Origin of the sequence: Silanimonas sp. (assembly GCF_027531545.1) — a bacterium.
Classification (GTDB): domain Bacteria; phylum Pseudomonadota; class Gammaproteobacteria; order Xanthomonadales; family Xanthomonadaceae; genus Silanimonas.
On record NZ_JAPZSC010000025.1, the window covers coordinates 16,770 to 32,936 of the forward strand.

Genomic DNA, 16,167 nt, shown 5'->3' on the forward strand with positions numbered 1-16,167 from the left:
CCCCACGATGCGCCTGATCCTCCCCACCGCCATCGCCGCCGTGCTGTCGCTCGCCGGTAGCGCCTTCGCCGCCGACGTCGCGCTGCGCCCCGAAGGCGAGCGCACCAGCGATGCCGCCATCCATGCCGACCACGGCGCCTATGCCGGCGTGCAGCAGCGGATCCATGCCCTGAACGAGGGTGGCCGCCCGGTGCGCGACTACCACCTGTCGAAGGCGCAGTGCTGGCTCGACGTGAGCTTCCACGAATACACGCGAAACGACCGCAGCGATTTCACCCAGGCCGCCCTCGACGAGTCGGTGAAGCTCGTCGTCGCGATGGAAGCCAAGGCCGAGCCGCTGCCGATGGACACGCCGCTCGTCAACGACGCCGCCCGCTTGCGCCCCGATCTGTGGGAGCGCTTCGGCGCGCTGAAGCAGAACACCGGCTTCCGCTGCGCCCAGCAGCTCGTCGCCTGCGGCGAAGTCGAACTCGTGCATGCCGGCAACGAGTACAACCAGCAGCAGTGGCGCCACGCCAAGCCCTACGTGCAGATCGCCGAGGAGAACCTCGCCCAGGCGACGGCCGCCGCCGAGGCCTGCCTAACGCCGCCGGTCGCGCCGGTCGCGCCGGTCGCGCCGGTGCGCGTGGAGCGCATCGTGCTCAACGCCAGCGCGCTGTTCCGCTTCGATCGCAGCGCCGAGGCCGACCTGCTGCCGCAGGGTCGCGCCGAGCTCGACGCCCTCGCCGCAAAACTCGGCGACGCGTATGCGAGCGTCGAGTCGATCGCGCTCGTCGGCCACACCGATCGCCTCGGCAGCGAGGCCTACAACGATCGTCTTTCGCAGGCCCGCGCCGACACGGTGAAGGCCTACCTGCAGGGCAAGGGCATCGCGGCCGAGATCACGGCCATCGGCCGCGGCGAAGCCGTGCCGGTGAAGGACTGCCCGGGCGGCGACGTCGCCACCCGCGCGCTCACCGAATGCTTGCAGCCGAACCGCCGCGTCGAAGTGACCATCACCGGCACGCCGCGCGAGCACGCCGCGGACTGATCAGCCCTGAGGGCGCGCCCGCTTCGGCAGGTGCGCCGTCAGGAAGGCCATCTGGTCGGCCAGGATGTGGCGGTTCGAGAGGATCAGGTGCTCGACCCAGCTCGGCCGGAACGGCACGGCCAGCAGCGGCATGCCGGCTTGCTGCGGCGTGCGGCCGCCCTTCTTCGAATTGCAGTGGATGCAGGCGGCCACGACGTTTTCCCAGACGTCCTTGCCGCCCTTCGAACTCGGGATGACATGGTCGCGGGTCAGCGGCAGCCTGCGGCCGTCGCCGCCGCAGTAAAGGCAGATCCACTGGTCGCGCGCGAACAGCGCGGTGTTCGTCAGCGCCGGGGTGGGTTCGGGCACGCGGGCGTTGGCATGGCCCTTGGCGGCGATGATCGGTGCGATGTCGAGCACGCTCTGCCGCCCGGTCCAGCGGTTCACGCCGCCACGCACTTGCAGGCAGGGATCGCCCAGCGTCCAGGCCACCGCGCCGCGGGCGTACAGGCAAGCGGCGTCCTGCCAGGTCATCCAGTTCAGGATGCGGCCGTGGGCGTCGAGACTGAGGAGGCGGGGGGCTGGGCCGGCCGGGAAACGCTGGGGGGCAGAACCCCGTGCCGGGGTGCTCTCGACCCTGGCCAGCACGACGGCCTGATGCGGCGAGGCGGGCTCCATTGACGCCTGAGCATACGCGCCCTGCGTGACAGTTCAAGCACGCGCGCGAAGGGCGACGGCCCTTATCCTTGGCGGCCCGAACCGGAGTGACGCATGGCCGCCCTGTACCCCGACATCGAACCCTTCGACACCGGCACGTTGCAGGTCGACGCGCGCCATCGGCTGTACTACGAGCAGTGCGGCAACCCGAAGGGCAAGCCCGTGGTGATGCTGCACGGCGGCCCCGGTGCCGGCTGTGGCCCGAAGATGCGCCGCTTCCACGACCCGAAGCACTACCGCATCGTGCTGTTCGACCAGCGTGGTGCGGGCCGCTCGACGCCGCATGCCGACCTCGTCGACAACACCACGCCGGCCCTCGTCGCCGACATCGAAGCGCTGCGCACCCACCTCGGCATCGAGCGCTGGCAGGCCTTCGGCGGCAGCTGGGGCTCGACGCTTGCCCTGGCCTACGCGGAAACGCACCCCGAGCGCGTCACCGAACTCGTGTTGCGCGGCATCTTCATGCTGCGCCGCTGGGAGCTGGAGTGGTTCTACCAGGAGGGCGCCTCGCGCCTGTTCCCGGATGCGTGGCAGCACTACCTCGATGGCATTCCCGCCGTCGAACACGGCGACCTGATCTCGGCCTACCACCGTCGCCTCACGCACGAGGACCCGGCCGTGCGCCTCGCTGCCGCCCGGCGCTGGAGCGTCTGGGAAGCCGCCACCAGTTTCCTGCGCCAGGACCCGGACTTCATGTCCGGCCACGAGGAGGAGGCCTTCGCGCTGGCCTTCGCCCGCATCGAGTCGCACTACTTCGTCAACGGCGGCTTCTTCGAGCACGACGACCAGCTGCTGCGCGATGCGCACCGCATCCGCCACATCCCCGGCACCATCGTGCACGGCCGCTACGACGTGGTCTGCCCGGTGCAGAACGCCTGGGACCTCAAGAAGGCCTGGCCGGAAGCGACGCTGCACATCGCGCCGACGTCCGGGCATTCGGCCTTCGAACCGGAGATCGCGAGCCTGCTGGTCGATGCCACGAACGCGTACCGCTGAGGGGTGGTCGGCGCCGGCTCAGCCGGCGCGGCTGCCATCCGGATTGCGCTCGACGAACCACAGCCCCGCCCACAGCTTCGGGTCCATGGCGTAGCCCTCGGCCATCTTCGCGGTGAGCCAGCGTGCGGCCTCGTCCACCGGCACTTCATGCACGGTGATGTCCTCGGTCTCGTCGCCGCCGCCTGCATGCACGCGGGTGAGCCCGGTGGCGCGGCAGAAGGCGATGATTTCGGTGCTCATGCCGGAGCTGGTCGGGCCTTCCATCAGCACCTCGACGTGGCTGGCCTGCCAGCCGGTTTCCTCCAGCAGCTCGCGGGCCGCGGCGGACTCCAGCGTGTCCTCGCCGAGGTTGTCGCCGACGAGGCCGGCGGGCATTTCGATGGTGCGCTGCTGCAGCGGTACGCGGAACTGCTCGACGAACAGCAGTTTTCGCTCCGGCGTGACGGCGACGATGATCACCGCCTTGCCCTCGGCGTGCGTCCGTTCCGCGTATTCCCACGTACCGCGCGTGCGGATGCGCAGCCAGCGGCCTTCCCAGGCGACCTGCGCCGGGCCTTCGTGCTTCGGGTTCATGGCGCTCCTTTCAAGTCGGCATCCTCGCGGCGTCCTGCAGGCGGCGGCGGGTCATCGGGCCGATGCGCAGGCGCTCGCACAGCCGGTCGATCGCCTCGCCATCTGGCGCGCGCCGTCGTGCCGCATCGAAGTCGCCGGGCAGCGGCGCGTCGCGGACGATGGTGGCTAGCCGGCGCGAGAGTAGGGCCGACTCGCGGTGTTCGCGCAACCGCACCGCGTGCTGGGCGGCACCGCGCAGCTTCAGCAGCGGCACTTCGTCGAGCTTGTCGAGCAGGGCATCCATCGACCCGTAGATCGCGAGCAGGGTGGCGGCGGTCTTCGGCCCCACGCCGGGCACGCCGGGGATGTTGTCGCTGGCATCGCCGGTGAGGCCGAGGTAATCCGCCACCTGGTGCGCGTGGATGCCGTAGCGCGGCTTCACGCCGGCGCAGTCCCAGCGCTCGTTGCGGGCGAAATCCCACTGCCAGTCGCCCTCGTCGAGCAGCTGCGCCATGTCCTTGTCGGCCGAGACGATCACCACGGCGTGGCCGTCGCGACGCGCCTGCGCGGCCGCGGTGCCGATCAGGTCGTCGGCCTCGTACTCGATGTGGGCGAGCACCGGTAGGCCCATCGCCTCGCCGAGCGCCTTGCAATGCGCGAACTGGCGCTTCAACTCTTCGGGCGCCGGATCGCGATGCGCCTTGTAGGCCGGGTAGATCGCATTGCGGAAGCAGGAATCCAGCGCTTCGTCGAAGGCCAGCGCCAAGCGCTCCGCGCGCGTGCGCTCGATCAGCTCGCAGAGGAAGCGCGCGAAGCCGTGCACCGCGTTGACGGGCCAGCCGTCCTCGTCGCTCGCATCGATCGGGGTGCCGTGCCACGCACGGAACACGTACAGGCTCGAATCGACGAGGTGCACGGCGTTCGCCGCGGGAGCCGTCACGGCGACCATTCCGTCAGTTTCGCGTCGAGCGAAGGGCGAAGGCGCTCGGGGGCCTCGCCCTGCGCCGTGCCGATATGGATGAAGCCCAGCAGCTGTTCGTGTGGAGCGAGCCCCAGCCCGTCGAGGATCTCGCGGTCGTAGGCGGCCCAGCCGGTCAGCCACTGCGCGCCGAAGCCGAGGCCCTGCGCGGCCTGCAGCAGCGCGAAGCACACGGCCCCGCCAGACATGAGCTGCTCGACCACCGGCACCTTGTGGCCTTCGACCGGAGTGCCGATGACGGCGACGATCAGCGGCGCGAAGCTGAACCGCTGTCGGTCCTTGTCGATGGCGGCCTGCGGGGCGTTGGGGTCGAGCGCCTTCGCGCGGGTAGCGAGGCGTTCGCCGAGGCGGTGCCGGGCGTCCCCCTCGATGGTCAGGAAGCGCCAGGGCGCGAGCTTGCCGTGGTCGGGCACGCGCATCGCGGCTTCGAACAGGGCGCGGCGCTGGGTGGCGTCGGGCCCAGGGGCGCCAAGCTGGCGGCTGGGGGTGGAGCGGCGCTGCATCAAGGCGGTGAAAAGGTCCATGCTCCGATTGTAACGAGGCGCCGTCCGGCAGCGCCCAACTGCAGGGGCCGTCACGGTTTGCAAGTGTTAACACCCCCACTATCCTCAAAAGCCCCCCCAAGCCCCATCCGACGATGACGCCCGTGAGTTCCCGACCGCCCACCTACGACGAACTGCTGCGCTACACCCGCCGCTCGGTGGTGGAGCAGCTGTCGTCGCTCGTGCACGCGGTGCTGGGCAAGGCCGACGACTGGATGTTCGACCTCGCGCAGAAGGAAGGTGAAGGCGCCGATCCGTTCGCGCGCTCGCCGCGCCTCGAAGCGATGAACACCCTGCGCAGCACGCGCGCCACCATCGAGCGCCAGTTCGCCCGCCAGTACGAGGCCCTGTTCGACGAGCTGATCGAACCGAAGCAGGGCTCCGCCGATGGTCTCCGCCTCAGCCTGGTGGAAGAGCAGGAGCTCGAGCAGCAGCTCGCCTCCGACCTCATCGTGGAGGCGCTGCAGCGTGCCCACGGCCACTCGCTGGACGCGCTGGCCAAGGCGCTGGCGAAGATCATGGGCGTTGAGTCGCTCGCGCCGCGCCAGAACCCGCTCAGCCCGCTGAACTTCGGCCACGCCTTGCATCGCGCGGTCCAGGGCATCGACCTGCCGAACATGCTGCAGGTGGTGCTCTACAAGTACTACGAGCGCGAGCTGCTGGCCCGCTTCAACGAAGTGCTCGATCCGCTGATGCAGCGTTTCATGGCGGCTGGCCTCGTGCCGCGCCAGGGCATCGGTCCCGGCGCCTCGATGCGTCCGGGCGGTGGAGCGGCGCGCCCCGGCAGTGCGCCGCCGCCGCCGAATTCCGGCGCTGCGACGACGTCTTCCGAGCACGACGCCGGGGGCTATGCGCAAGGCCACGGTCATGGACACGGCTACGGCCACGGCCATGCAGCGCCGACGTCGCAGGAGGACGCCAACGTCTTCAGCCTGCTGCGGGAGATGCTCCGCGCCCTGCGCCCGCAGCAGTCCGGCGGCCCGGCCACCGGCGCCGTGGGTCATGGCCTGCCCGAACGTCGCGCCCTGCAGACCACCGAGATGCTCTCGGTGCTCTCGCTGATGCAGACCGAAGTGCCGCCCTCCGTGCTCGAGACCATGGAGCGCCACGAGGCTTCGCTGTCGGTCCTCTTGAAGCGCGACCTGCTCGAAAGCGCCCGCCGCATCGGCCTGTCGCCCGAGCAGGTGCGCATCAGCCCGGACGAGGAGGACGCGGTCGACCTCGTCGGCATGCTCTTCGACGTGCTGTTCGACGAGCACGATTTCGAGCAGCGCGCGCGCAACCTCGTGAGCCGCCTCGTCGTGCCCTACGTCAAGGTGGCCTTGCTCGACCGCCAGATGTTCATGTACCGCACGCACCCGGCGCGCCGCCTGCTCAACGCCGTCACCGAAGCCTGCGAGGGCAACGGCGGGCAGAGCGCGCACGAGCGCGAGATGCTCGGCAAGGCCGAGCAGGTGGTCGACACCCTCGTGGGGGATTTCAACGAAGACGTCGCCATCTTCGAGACGCTCGAATCCGAGCTGCGCGGCTTCCTCGAGCAGCACCAGAAGCGCGTCGAGCTGGCCGAGAAGCGCGCCGCCGAGGCGCAGCGCGGGCAGGAGCGCCTTGAGCACGCCCGCGTGCAGGCCGGTGGCGAAGTGTCGAACCGCGTCGACGGCCGCAAGGTGCCGGCGGCGCTGCGCGAGTTCCTCGCACGCAGCTGGTCGCACCATCTTTCGCTCGTCGCGTTGCGCGAAGGCACCGAATCGGTCGCTTGGTCGGCGGCCCTGTCGCTGGCCGACAAGCTGCTCGACCTGCTGCCGGGCGGCAAGGCCGCGGGCATCAGCATCCCGACGGCCATGCAGGGCTTGAGTGCCGACCTCGTCGTCGTGCTCGGCAGCTCGGGCGTGCATGGCGATGCCGCCGATGCCGTGATCAAGGCCATCGCCGACGGCGTCGAAGCCCAGCGCCGCGGCGACGCCGTGGCCGCGCAGCAGGCCGCCGCGGTGCTCCGCGTCGCTCCGGAGCCGCCGCCGCTGCCGCCCCAGCCGCGCCTGAAGATCGTCGGCGGCACCGATGCCGTTCCGGACTTCGGTCCGGACGACCTCGCCCAGCTCCGCGACCTCAAGGTCGGCGACTGGATCAGCCTGGCCGGCGAAGACGAGAAGCTGGCCCCGGCCAAGCTGGCTTGGATCTCGCCCATCTCGAACCGCCTGATGTTCGTGAACCGCCGCGGCGTCCGCATGCTGGTCGCCTCGGTCGAGGAACTGAGCGCCTTGAAGAAGCTCGGGAAGCTCCAGTTGCGCGACGCGCAGGGTGGCGCCTTCGAGGACGCCCTGCAGCGCATGGTCGGCCGGCTGAAGCAGGACATCGCCTGAGGCACGACAGCGCCTGAACCGTGGGCTAGCATCGGGGCTCCCTATTCGAGGACGCGCCGATGCCGGTCACCGTGGTCTGCCTGAAGGAAACCGCCGCTGGCGAACGCCGCGTCGCGATCACCCCCGAAACGGCCAAGAAGCTCGCCGCCCTCGGCGCGCAGGTGCGTATCGCCCGTGACGCCGGCGCCGACGCCGGATTCCCCGATGCCGCCTATGAGGCGGCCGGAGGCGCCGATGGCGCGGCCGCGCTTGCCGAGGCCGACCTGCTGCTCTGCGTGCAGTCGCCCGATGCCGCCACCCTGTCGAAGCTGAAGCCCGGCGCCGTCATCGTCGGCATGCTGGCCGCCCACGCGCCCGGTGATCGCGAGGCTGCGCTGGCCTCGCGCGGCGCCACCGCCTTCGCCATGGAGAAGCTGCCGCGCACCACGCGCGCGCAGGCCATGGACGTGCTGAGTTCGCAGGCCGGCATGGCCGGCTACAAGGCCGTGCTGCTCGGCGCGCAGCTCGCGCCGCGTTTCTTCCCGATGCTGAGCACCGCGGCGGGCACGATCCGCCCGTCGAAGGTGCTGGTCGTCGGCGCCGGCGTGGCCGGCCTGCAGGCCATCGCCACGGCGCGCCGGCTCGGTGCCCAGGTGGAGGGTTTCGATGTGCGTCCCGAGACGCGCGAACAGATCGAATCGCTCGGCGGCAAGTTCCTCGACCTCGGCGTGTCGGCGGCCGGCAGCGGCGGCTACGCGCGCGAGCTCAGCGCCGAGGAGCGCGCGCTGCAGCAGCAGCGCCTCGCCGACCACCTGAAGGGCATCGACGTGGTGGTGTGCACGGCCGCCGTGCCGGGCCGCGCCGCGCCGAAGATCATCACCGCGGCCATGGTGGCCGGCATGAAGCCGGGCAGCGTGGTGGTCGACCTCGCCGCCGAGACCGGCGGCAACTGCGAGCTAACGACGCCCGGCGAGAACGTGCAGCACGGCGGCGTCACCGTCGCTGGCCCGCTCAATCTCGCCAGCAGCGGCGCCGTGCATGCCAGCGAGATGTACGCCCGCAACCTGCTGAACTTCGTCAGCCTGTTCCTGAAGGACGGCGCGATCACGCTCGACTGGAACGACGAGCTGATCGAGAAGAGCTGCTGGGTGCGCGCCCCGGCCGCCGCGACGGCCTGAGGGGCGGACGCAGGCCCGCCGCTCAGCGCGGCGGGTCGTCGGTGGGCGGAGGCGCGACGCCGGGCCCGCCGGCTTCCAGCCAGGCGCGACGCTGCGGCGGACTCAGCGACTCCCAGGTGCGGCGCGCGGCCTCGCGTTCGCCCGGCGGAAGGGTCTGGAAGCGACGCCAAATCTCGCGGAGCCTGCCGCGTTGTTCGGCATTCGCCTGTTGGTAGCGTTCGGCGCCGGCCCGGGCCAGCCGTTTCTGTTCCGGCGTGAGGCTGGCCCAGAAGCGGGCGCGATCGAGGTAGCGCTGCTGCTGCTCGGGCGTCGCGCGCTCCCAGCGTTCCCGTGTCGGCTCGATCAGCGCAGCACGGTCGGCCTCGGAGAGCGACTCCCACGAACGCGCGGCAGCGGCCTGCGCCGAGGCCACGGCCGCGGTGCTGGAAGCGAGGATCATCAGGACGAGGGCGAGGGCGAGGGGACGGTTCATAGCGTGAGTCCTTCATTCGGCTCTGCATCGAGCAGGGCCGGGGTGTCATTGGGGCTGCCCGTGTCGTCGGGCACGGTGGCGATCCAGGCGTAGAACTCCGCGTCGTCCTCGAGTTCGGCCAAGGCGGTGTCGGCGAAGCGCGCGGCCTCGGCGTCGAGCGGCAGCGACGCGGTGGGGTCGACGGGCGGGTCGGTCGCCGGGGTGGAGGCGGCCATGCCGTCCGACATCGGCGGTGACGCCACGTCGGCAGCAGGCCCATCGGTTCGCGGCAACCACAGCACCACGGCGAGCGCCGCGGTGGCGATGCCGCTGGCCGGCCACCACCAGGCCCGCCGATGCCGCGTGGGCATCGTCGCGATCGCTTCGCGACGCCGGGCGCGCAACGCGGTGGCCGTGGCGCCATCGAGGGCGTCGACCTGGGCATCGAAAAGGGCACGGGCGCGCTGGAGGCGGCCGTCGTCGGGGGTGTTCATCGCCAATCGTCCAGTTGGGTCCGCAGCGCGGCCTGCGCGCGGAACAGGTGGGTCTTCACCGAACCCTCGGAACAGCCCATCGCGGCGGCGGTCTCGGCGCCGGACAGGCCCTGCAACTCGCGCAGCAGGAAGGCTTCGCGCTGGCGCCGCGGCAAGGCGCGCAGGGCCTGGCCCAGCGCCTTCCAGGCGCGCTGCCGCTCGTCGGCTTCGGCCGGCCCGGGGGCAGTGTCCGCCAACTGGGCCATCGGGTCCTCGGCGTCCTCCTCGTCGCGCACGCCGAAGACGGCGAGCACGCGGCGGCGCACGGTGTTGCGGCGGTGCCGGTCGGTGATCCGGCTGCGCAGCACGCTGAAGAACAGCGCCGGCCACTCCGATTGCGGACGGTCGCGGTAGCCGAGGAAGGCGATCATCGCGTCCTGCACGGCGTCGAGCGCGTCCTCGCGGTGCCCGAGCGCCAGCTCGGCCATCCGGAACGCGCGGCGCTCGACGCTGGCGAGGAAGCCGTCGAGCGCCATCTCCGGCGGGGCCGCGTTCGGGCTCAAGGGGCGTGCGGGTCCGTGGCCATCCATGGGGACGATAACGCAGCAGTTCCGGATCGGTTGACGGGCGGGAGGACGGAAAGATCAGCCGCGCCGGCCTTGGCGGCGCTGGCCGATCCGGTCGGCCCGGCGCTCCAGCCGGTCGCCGCGGGCGTCCGCGAGGGCGAGGCGGGCGAAGCGGTGGGAGGGGGCGGGATGGCGCATGACGGGGCTCCGGGATGACGGCGGTTGCCGTGCCCGCCATAACGCCATGCCATCCCCGCGCGTTGACCGCTCGCAGGTGATGTTCATCCCGTGGTTAAGATGGGGCCGGGGACAGGAGCCCATCGGGCTCGCCACATGGGGAAACGGATGGACGGGTTCGTCGCGCTGTACATCGTCATGCTGGCCGCGTTTTGCGGCCACGAAATCATTTCGCGGGTGCCGGTGATCCTGCACACGCCGCTGATGTCGGGATCGAACTTCGTCCACGGCATCGTCGTCGTCGGCGCCATGGTCGCGCTGGCCCATGCCGACACCACCACCGAGCGCGTGATCGGCTTCCTCGCCGTGCTGCTGGGCGCCGGCAATGCCGTCGGCGGCTACGTGGTGACCGAGCGCATGCTCGAGATGTTCAAGTCGAGCAAGGGAGGCGCGTAATGGACAACCTGCTCGACCTGCTGGCCAAGGCCAGCTACTTCATCGCCGCGGTGCTCTTCATCGTCGGCCTCAAGCGCATGTCCTCGCCGGTGACCGCGCGGCGCGGCATCCAGTGGGCCGGCGTCGGCATGGTGCTCGCCACGCTGGTCACCTTCGTCGCGCCCACCACCTGGGGCTCGCACGGCGTCGATCCGATCAACCTCGGCCTGATGGTGCTGGCGCTGGTGCTGAGCGCCGTGTTCTGGGTCTGGGGCAAGCGTGTGCCGCTCACCGACATGCCGCAGATGGTCGCCATCTTCAACGGCATGGGCGGCGGTTCGGCGGCGGCCATTGGCGCCGCGGCGCTGGTCAGTGCCTCGAGCCACACCGGTACCTGCGACGCCACGTCGATGGCGGACCACGCCTGCCTGAGCCCGACGATGACGGTGCTCGCGGTCGTCGGTGCGCTGATCGGCGCGATCTCGTTCTCGGGCTCGGTGATCGCCTGGGCCAAGCTCGACGGCCGCATGGACAAGCGCTACACCTTCCCGGCGCAGCAGATGGTCAATGCCGCGCTTATGGCGGGCGCGGTGCTGAGCGGCGTGCTGCTCGTGCTGCAGCCGTCGCCGGCGATCCTCGTCATCGCGATCTTCTTCGCGCTGGCCCTGATCGTCGGCATCGCGATGACGCTGCCGATCGGCGGCGCCGACATGCCGGTGGTGATCTCGCTGTACAACGCGCTCACCGGCCTGGCCGTCGCCTTCGAAGGCTATGTGCTGCAGAACGAGGCGCTGATGATCGCCGGCATGGTGGTCGGCGCGGCCGGCATGCTGCTCACGCAGCTGATGGCCAAGGCGATGAACCGTTCGCTCGGCAGCGTGCTGTTCGGCAGCTTCGGCGCGACCGGCGAGGCGCAGGCGATCAGCGGTTCGCAGAAGCCCATCGAGGCCAGCGATGTCGCGGCGATGATGGCCTACGCCGAGCGCGTGGTGATCGTGCCGGGCTACGGCATGGCCGTGGCGCAGGCGCAGCACAAGGTGTGGGAACTCACGCAGGCGCTGCAGAAGCGCGGCGTGCAGGTGAAGTTCGCCATCCATCCGGTCGCGGGCCGCATGCCCGGCCACATGAACGTGCTGCTCGCCGAGGCCGGCGTGCCCTACGACATCATCGCCGACATGGACGACATCAACCCGGAGTTCCCGATCACCGACGTGGCCTTGGTGATCGGCGCCAACGACGTGGTGAACCCGGTCGCCAAGACCGACCCGGCTTCGCCGATCTACGGCATGCCGATCCTCGACGTCTCGCTGGCGCGCAACGTGATCGTCGTGAAGCGCGGCAAGGGCACCGGCTTCGCTGGCATCGAGAACGCCCTGTTCTACGCCGACAACGCGCGCATGCTTTACGGCGATGCGAGCGGTGCGATCGCCAAGCTGATCGGCGGCATGAAGGAACTCGACGGCGGCCATTGAGCCGCCGCGTCGCGCGCGATCAGCGGTTGCACCACAGCGTCAGCGCCACGGCAGCGGCCAGCCACGCGAGGTTGCCGAGCCCCATCCAGGGCTCGGCGATCACGCCGAACAGCACCGGCCCCAAGCGCAGTGCCGACTCCCAGGGCAGCAGGCCGAAGGCCGGGCCGACCACGCCGGCGGCCATCAGCCACAGGCTGGCGGCGGTGGCGAGGGCGAGGAAGGCCAGTGCCCACGCGGCGCGCCCCCGGCCGGCCGGCACCCGCAGCAAGGACAGCAGCACGCTGGCATCCGCCGCCACGATCACGGCCATCCACGCGGCGGGCGCGTCCAGCCAAAGCGCCGCCGCGCCCCACAGCGCCACCATCAGCGGCAAGGCCAGCGCGAGGGCGAGGCCCGCCCATCCGTGGCGGCTGGGCAGGGGGCGGGGCGTGCGGGCAGCAGCGGTGTTCAAGCGGGACGACCGGAGAGGGCAGGGCCGCGCAGCGTAGCGGCATGGCAGGGGTCGCGCCGTGTCTTCGCGGTGCCCTCGCGCCGATTCCCGCCGGCCCGGTAGAATTAGCCCCGATTTGGTCCTGATTCCCGCCGATGTACAGCCGCTCCAGCGAACCCGTCAGCTTCTCCCGTGATTGCACCGTTGTTCTGGTGCCCCAGGGCGAGCGCGTCACTTTGCCGGCAGGCAGCGTCGGCTACATCACGCAGGCGCTCGGCGGCTCGTTCACGGTGTTCGTCGAAGGCAACCTGTTCCGCATCGCCGGTGAGGATGCCGATGCGATCGGCAAGGAAGCTCCGGAAGCCCTCGCGCTGTCCGAGGATGCCGGCGACGACGAGGTCGAGAAGCTCGTGTGGGAGCAACTGCGGACCTGCTTCGACCCCGAGATCCCGGTGAATATCGTTGAACTCGGTCTCGTCTACACGGTGGAGCTCGGCCGTCGCGACGACGGTGAACGCAAGGTCGACGTGCGCATGACGCTGACGGCGCCCGCCTGCGGCATGGGCGACATCCTCGTCGACGACGTGCGCAGCAAGGTCGAGCGCATCCCCACGGTGGCCGAGGCCGATGTCGAACTCGTGTTCGACCCGCCGTGGAACCAGTCGATGATGTCGGAAGCCGCGAAGCTCGAAACCGGGATGCTGTGACGCACGGCCTGCGGGTGGCTCGAACCGCCGACTACAGCCAGCGCGCCTTCTTCAGCACTCGGTAAAGCACCAGTACGGCGATGACGAGGCCGCCGACGAGGATCGGGTAGCCGAAACGCGCCTTCGTCTCCGGCATGAAATCGAAGTTCATGCCATACCAGCTGGCGACCAGGGTGGGCACGGCCAGCAGCGCGGCCCAGCCGGCGAGGCGCTTCACCACTTCGCCCTGCTCGGCGGCCACCAGCGACAGGTTCACCGACATCGCCGCGGTGAGCATCTCGCGCATGGTGTCGGTGGCTTCCGCCACGCGGGCCACGTGGTCCTGCACATCGCGGAAGTAGACCTGCAGTTCGTCGCGCACCAGGTGCGGGTAGAAGCGCGTCAGTTGGGCCAACACGTCGTTCAGCGGCGAAACGGCAAGGCGCAGCGTCGTCAGGTCGCGCTTCAGGTCGTAGAGCCGGCGGATGGTGTCGCGCTTGAAATGCTGGTCGAAGATGTCGGCCTCGATCGTCTCCAGCTCCTGGCGGTACTGCTCGACGATCGGGAAGTAGTTGTCGACGGCGTAGTCGAGCACCGCATACAGCCCGTAGCCGGGCCCAAGGCGGAACAGCTCCGGGTTCTGCTCGGCGCGTTCGCGCGCCGCGGCGTAGGGCAGGGAGGCACCGTGGCGCACCGTGATCAGGTAGCGCGGCCCGAAGAACACGTGGGTCTCGCCGACGCCGATGTCGCAATTCGCGCTTGCCTGCGCAGTGTGCATGACGATGAACAGCGCATCGCCGTAGGGCTCGATCTTCGGTCGCTGGTGCGCCTTCAGGGCGTCCTCGACCGCCAGCGGGTGGAGGCTGAACTCCTCCTGCAGCTTGTGCAGCAGCTCCTCGTCGGGCTCGTAGAGCCCCACCCAGACGAAGCTGCCGTCATCGACCTCGAGCACGTCGGAGATCGCATCCAGCTCAAGGTCGGCGACCTTGCGGCCGTCGCGGTAGTGGATGCAGGCGCGCACCATGTCGGCGCGCGTTTGCGGATGAACGGGGATGACGGGGCTCATGCCCGCATCATCGGCCCGCCGTCGCCGTGGCGGCAAGCTGGCGGAAATGCCGTGCCAGCGCCCAGTGCAGCGGCAGCAGCAGCACCACCCACTCGACGTTCGCCTGCTTCATGAAGGGCATCAGCTTGAGGAAGGCGCCGGCGGCCGCCAAAGCCAACACCAGAACGATGACCACCCCGAACAACCGGCCCGGCGGTCGGCCGCGCATCGCGCGGACCGCGCCGGGCAGCAGCAGCCACGCCAGCGGCGAGAGCAGGAACAGGTTCTCGTTGCCCCAGGCGAAGTCGTGGCCGCTGCCGAACCACAGGAACAGCATCGTCGTGCCGGCCAGGCCCGCCAACAGCCAGAAGCCGCCGGCGAAGGCGGCCACCGCACGCGGCGCACGCCGGCCGAGCCACAGCAGGCCGAAGGCCAACGCGAACCCCGCCACCGCCGCTTCGAAACCCAGCTGCGGCATCTCGGCCGGTTCTGGCGCGAGGCGATGCGGCAACACCTCGGCTTCCAAGGCCACGATCGCGCGGCCGTCGGCGCGCTTCAACGTGCGCAGGCTGTCGGCGAGCCGCATGGGGATGAAGGCTTCGTCCCAGCGCGACAGCGGGCGGTCGGCCTTCGCGGCGAGTCCAAGGTGGAAGCCCGTGCCCATCCACGCTGCCGGCGAGGCCAGGCGCACGGCCTCGCTGCGATGCGAGTTGCCCTCGGAGCTGGCCGTGAGCGTGCGCTTCAGCAGGCCGCCCAGCGCGGCGTCGAGCGCATCGCGCACGCGCGTCGAACAGTTGTCGGTGAAGTAGCGGTAGTCGTAAACGGCGTTCTCGGGCCGCGCGTTCACTTCGAGCATCGCTGCCAGCGCGCCGGCTTCCGTGGCGTCGAGATCGAGCCACTGCACCGAGACGCCGCGGCCGCTCGCGCGGTACTGCGCGAGGTCGGCCTCGAGCGGAAGGGCGACGAGGCGGTAGCGCATCGTGCCGGCGACGAAGCGGGCGAGGAAATCCGGCTCGCCCGGGTCGAAGTAGCCGAAGTTGTAGCTGGTGGGTTCGCGGCCGTCCTGCGGATCGATGACGATGGCGTTGTGGCCGAAGCGCTCGAAGAACACCTCGCCGGGCGCCATCGTCAGCACGCCGACACGCGGGGCGCCGAGGGCGGCGCCGGCGAACAGGGCAAGCACCACGAGCACCCAGGCCACGACGCTCCGAGCCGCCAAGCGCCGCGTGAGCGGCGTGGCCGCGGAGCGGGCCTCAGTGGATGCCGTCATGGAGCCTCACGCGCAGGCTGTGCACGCGGCGCTGGTCGGCATCGACCACGGTGAAGTGGAAGCGGCCGCTCTCGAAAGCTTCGCCCGGCTCCGGCAGGTGGCCGATGCCGGCAACGACGAGGCCGCCGATGGTGTCGAACTCGTCGTCCGGGAACTCGGCACCGAAGCGCTCGTTGAACTCGTCGATCGGCGTCAGCGCCTCGACGACGAACTGGCCGTCCGACTCGGCGGCGATGCTGGTCGAGGCGTCCGCCGCGTCATCGTGCTCGTCGTCGATCTCGCCGACGATCTCCTCGAGCACGTCCTCGATGGTGATGAGTCCCGCGACACCGCCATGTTCATCCACCACGATCGCCATGTGGTTGCGCGAAGCGCGGAACTCCCGCAGCAGCACGTTCAGCCGCTTGCTGTCGGGGATCAGCAGGGCCGGGCGCAGCAGTTCGCGGACGTCCTGCACGGCGTTGTCGGCGACGATGCCGCGCAGCAGGTCCTTGGCGAGCAGGATGCCGAGGATCTCGTCGCGGTCCTCGCCGTGCACCGGGAAGCGGGAATGGCCGCTCTCGACGACGTGCTTCATCAGGTCGAGAAGCTTGCCGTCGACCGGCAGCGAGACCATCTGGGCGCGGGGCACCATGACGTCGGCCACGGTCATCGTCGAAACGCTGAGCGCGCCTTCCAGCATGCTCAGCGTGTCGCCTTCGATCAGCCGGTTGCTGCGGGCGTCGCGGAGGATCTCCAGGAGGTCCTCGCGGGTTTCGGGTTCACCCGAGAAGGCATGCGACAGGCGTTCGAGCCAGGAGCGCTTCTCGGGCAGGGGACTGGAGTCGTCCTCGGACATTCGTTTCGGTGCATT

The 16,167-nt window shown here is 70.4% G+C and carries 18 protein-coding genes; 7 read left to right on the top strand and 11 right to left on the bottom strand.

The genetic code is table 11. The features are described 5' to 3' along the window. Positions 1-7: 7 nt before the first annotated feature. Positions 8-1,030 (top strand): OmpA family protein, encoded by a 1,023-nt coding sequence (locus O9280_RS13560; protein WP_298343796.1) that lies wholly within the window; start codon positions 8-10, stop codon positions 1,028-1,030. Here the strand turns inward: O9280_RS13560 and O9280_RS13565 are convergent, their stop codons facing one another. Then, entirely contained in the window at positions 1,031-1,654 is a 624-nt protein-coding gene (locus O9280_RS13565; protein WP_298343990.1) for an HNH endonuclease, read from the bottom strand. A gap of 126 nt (positions 1,655-1,780) precedes the next feature. Here O9280_RS13565 and pip point away from each other — a divergent pair, with 126 nt between their 5' ends. Beyond that, positions 1,781-2,722, top strand: coding sequence for a prolyl aminopeptidase (gene pip, locus O9280_RS13570; protein ID WP_298343800.1), 942 nt, complete (start codon positions 1,781-1,783; stop codon positions 2,720-2,722). An 18-nt stretch (positions 2,723-2,740) separates the two neighbouring features. On the opposite strand, the gene O9280_RS13575 is transcribed toward pip, so the two are convergent. Genes O9280_RS13575 through O9280_RS13585 form a run of 3 tightly spaced genes read right to left on the bottom strand, consistent with a single transcriptional unit; the run spans position 2,741 to position 4,777 of the window. Further along, complete coding sequence (locus O9280_RS13575; RefSeq protein WP_298343803.1) at positions 2,741-3,295, bottom strand: NUDIX hydrolase; 555 nt, start codon at positions 3,293-3,295, stop codon at positions 2,741-2,743. A gap of 10 nt (positions 3,296-3,305) precedes the next feature. Next, on the bottom strand, positions 3,306-4,214 hold the full coding sequence (locus O9280_RS13580; protein ID WP_298343806.1) for a 5'-3' exonuclease H3TH domain-containing protein: 909 nt from the start codon (positions 4,212-4,214) through the stop codon (positions 3,306-3,308). Next, positions 4,211-4,777: a nitroreductase gene (locus O9280_RS13585; protein ID WP_298343809.1), complete on the bottom strand. Its 567-nt coding sequence runs from the start codon at positions 4,775-4,777 to the stop codon at positions 4,211-4,213. The genes O9280_RS13580 and O9280_RS13585 overlap by 4 nt, the downstream gene beginning before the upstream one ends. Positions 4,778-4,899: 122 nt before the next feature. Between O9280_RS13585 and O9280_RS13590 the strand changes: the two genes are divergently transcribed. Together O9280_RS13590 and O9280_RS13595 are read left to right on the top strand one after the other, a co-directional pair. After that, a complete protein-coding gene (locus O9280_RS13590) occupies positions 4,900-7,152 on the top strand; it encodes a DUF1631 family protein (protein ID WP_298343812.1) in 2,253 nt (750 codons plus the stop codon). A gap of 59 nt (positions 7,153-7,211) precedes the next feature. After that, positions 7,212-8,309, top strand: a complete 1,098-nt coding sequence (locus O9280_RS13595) for an NAD(P) transhydrogenase subunit alpha (RefSeq protein WP_298343815.1) — start codon at positions 7,212-7,214, stop codon at positions 8,307-8,309. A 22-nt stretch (positions 8,310-8,331) separates the two neighbouring features. Here O9280_RS13595 and O9280_RS13600 read toward each other — a convergent pair whose 3' ends face one another. From O9280_RS13600 to O9280_RS13610, 3 genes are read right to left on the bottom strand one after another with little or no spacing between them, the layout of a single operon-like run. Then, positions 8,332-8,781, bottom strand: a complete 450-nt coding sequence (locus O9280_RS13600; protein WP_298343818.1) for a DUF3106 domain-containing protein — start codon at positions 8,779-8,781, stop codon at positions 8,332-8,334. Continuing rightward, entirely contained in the window at positions 8,778-9,254 is a 477-nt protein-coding gene (locus tag O9280_RS13605; protein WP_298343820.1) for a hypothetical protein, read from the bottom strand. Before O9280_RS13605 ends, O9280_RS13600 begins: the two co-directional genes overlap by 4 nt. Continuing rightward, the gene (locus O9280_RS13610) at positions 9,251-9,796 is read right to left on the bottom strand and encodes an RNA polymerase sigma factor (protein WP_298343823.1); all 546 of its coding nucleotides are present in this window, start codon (positions 9,794-9,796) and stop codon (positions 9,251-9,253) included. Before O9280_RS13610 ends, O9280_RS13605 begins: the two co-directional genes overlap by 4 nt. Before the next feature lie 348 nt (positions 9,797-10,144). Between O9280_RS13610 and O9280_RS13615 the strand changes: the two genes are divergently transcribed. Then, a complete protein-coding gene (locus tag O9280_RS13615) occupies positions 10,145-10,432 on the top strand; it encodes an NAD(P) transhydrogenase subunit alpha (protein ID WP_297867085.1) in 288 nt (95 codons plus the stop codon). Then, entirely contained in the window at positions 10,432-11,883 is a 1,452-nt protein-coding gene (locus O9280_RS13620) for an NAD(P)(+) transhydrogenase (Re/Si-specific) subunit beta (RefSeq protein WP_298343825.1), read from the top strand. Before O9280_RS13615 ends, O9280_RS13620 begins: the two co-directional genes overlap by 1 nt. Before the next feature lie 19 nt (positions 11,884-11,902). On the opposite strand, the gene O9280_RS13625 is transcribed toward O9280_RS13620, so the two are convergent. Further along, complete coding sequence (locus tag O9280_RS13625) at positions 11,903-12,334, bottom strand: hypothetical protein (RefSeq protein ID WP_298343827.1); 432 nt, start codon at positions 12,332-12,334, stop codon at positions 11,903-11,905. A 134-nt stretch (positions 12,335-12,468) separates the two neighbouring features. Here O9280_RS13625 and sufT point away from each other — a divergent pair, with 134 nt between their 5' ends. Continuing rightward, the gene (gene sufT, locus O9280_RS13630; RefSeq protein WP_298343830.1) at positions 12,469-13,020 is read left to right on the top strand and encodes a putative Fe-S cluster assembly protein SufT; all 552 of its coding nucleotides are present in this window, start codon (positions 12,469-12,471) and stop codon (positions 13,018-13,020) included. 31 nt (positions 13,021-13,051) lie between these two features. Here the strand turns inward: sufT and corA are convergent, their stop codons facing one another. The 3 genes from corA to O9280_RS13645 are packed head-to-tail and all read right to left on the bottom strand — an operon-like array spanning position 13,052 to position 16,152. Beyond that, positions 13,052-14,065 (bottom strand): magnesium/cobalt transporter CorA, encoded by a 1,014-nt coding sequence (gene corA, locus O9280_RS13635; RefSeq protein ID WP_298343833.1) that lies wholly within the window; start codon positions 14,063-14,065, stop codon positions 13,052-13,054. Between the two features lie 7 nt (positions 14,066-14,072). Beyond that, positions 14,073-15,314 carry a DUF4105 domain-containing protein gene (locus O9280_RS13640; protein WP_298343835.1) on the bottom strand — a complete coding sequence of 414 codons (1,242 nt, stop codon included), beginning with the start codon at positions 15,312-15,314 and terminating at the stop codon, positions 14,073-14,075. After that, complete coding sequence (locus tag O9280_RS13645) at positions 15,298-16,152, bottom strand: transporter associated domain-containing protein (RefSeq protein ID WP_298343838.1); 855 nt, start codon at positions 16,150-16,152, stop codon at positions 15,298-15,300. Before O9280_RS13645 ends, O9280_RS13640 begins: the two co-directional genes overlap by 17 nt. Positions 16,153-16,167: the final 15 nt, after the last annotated feature.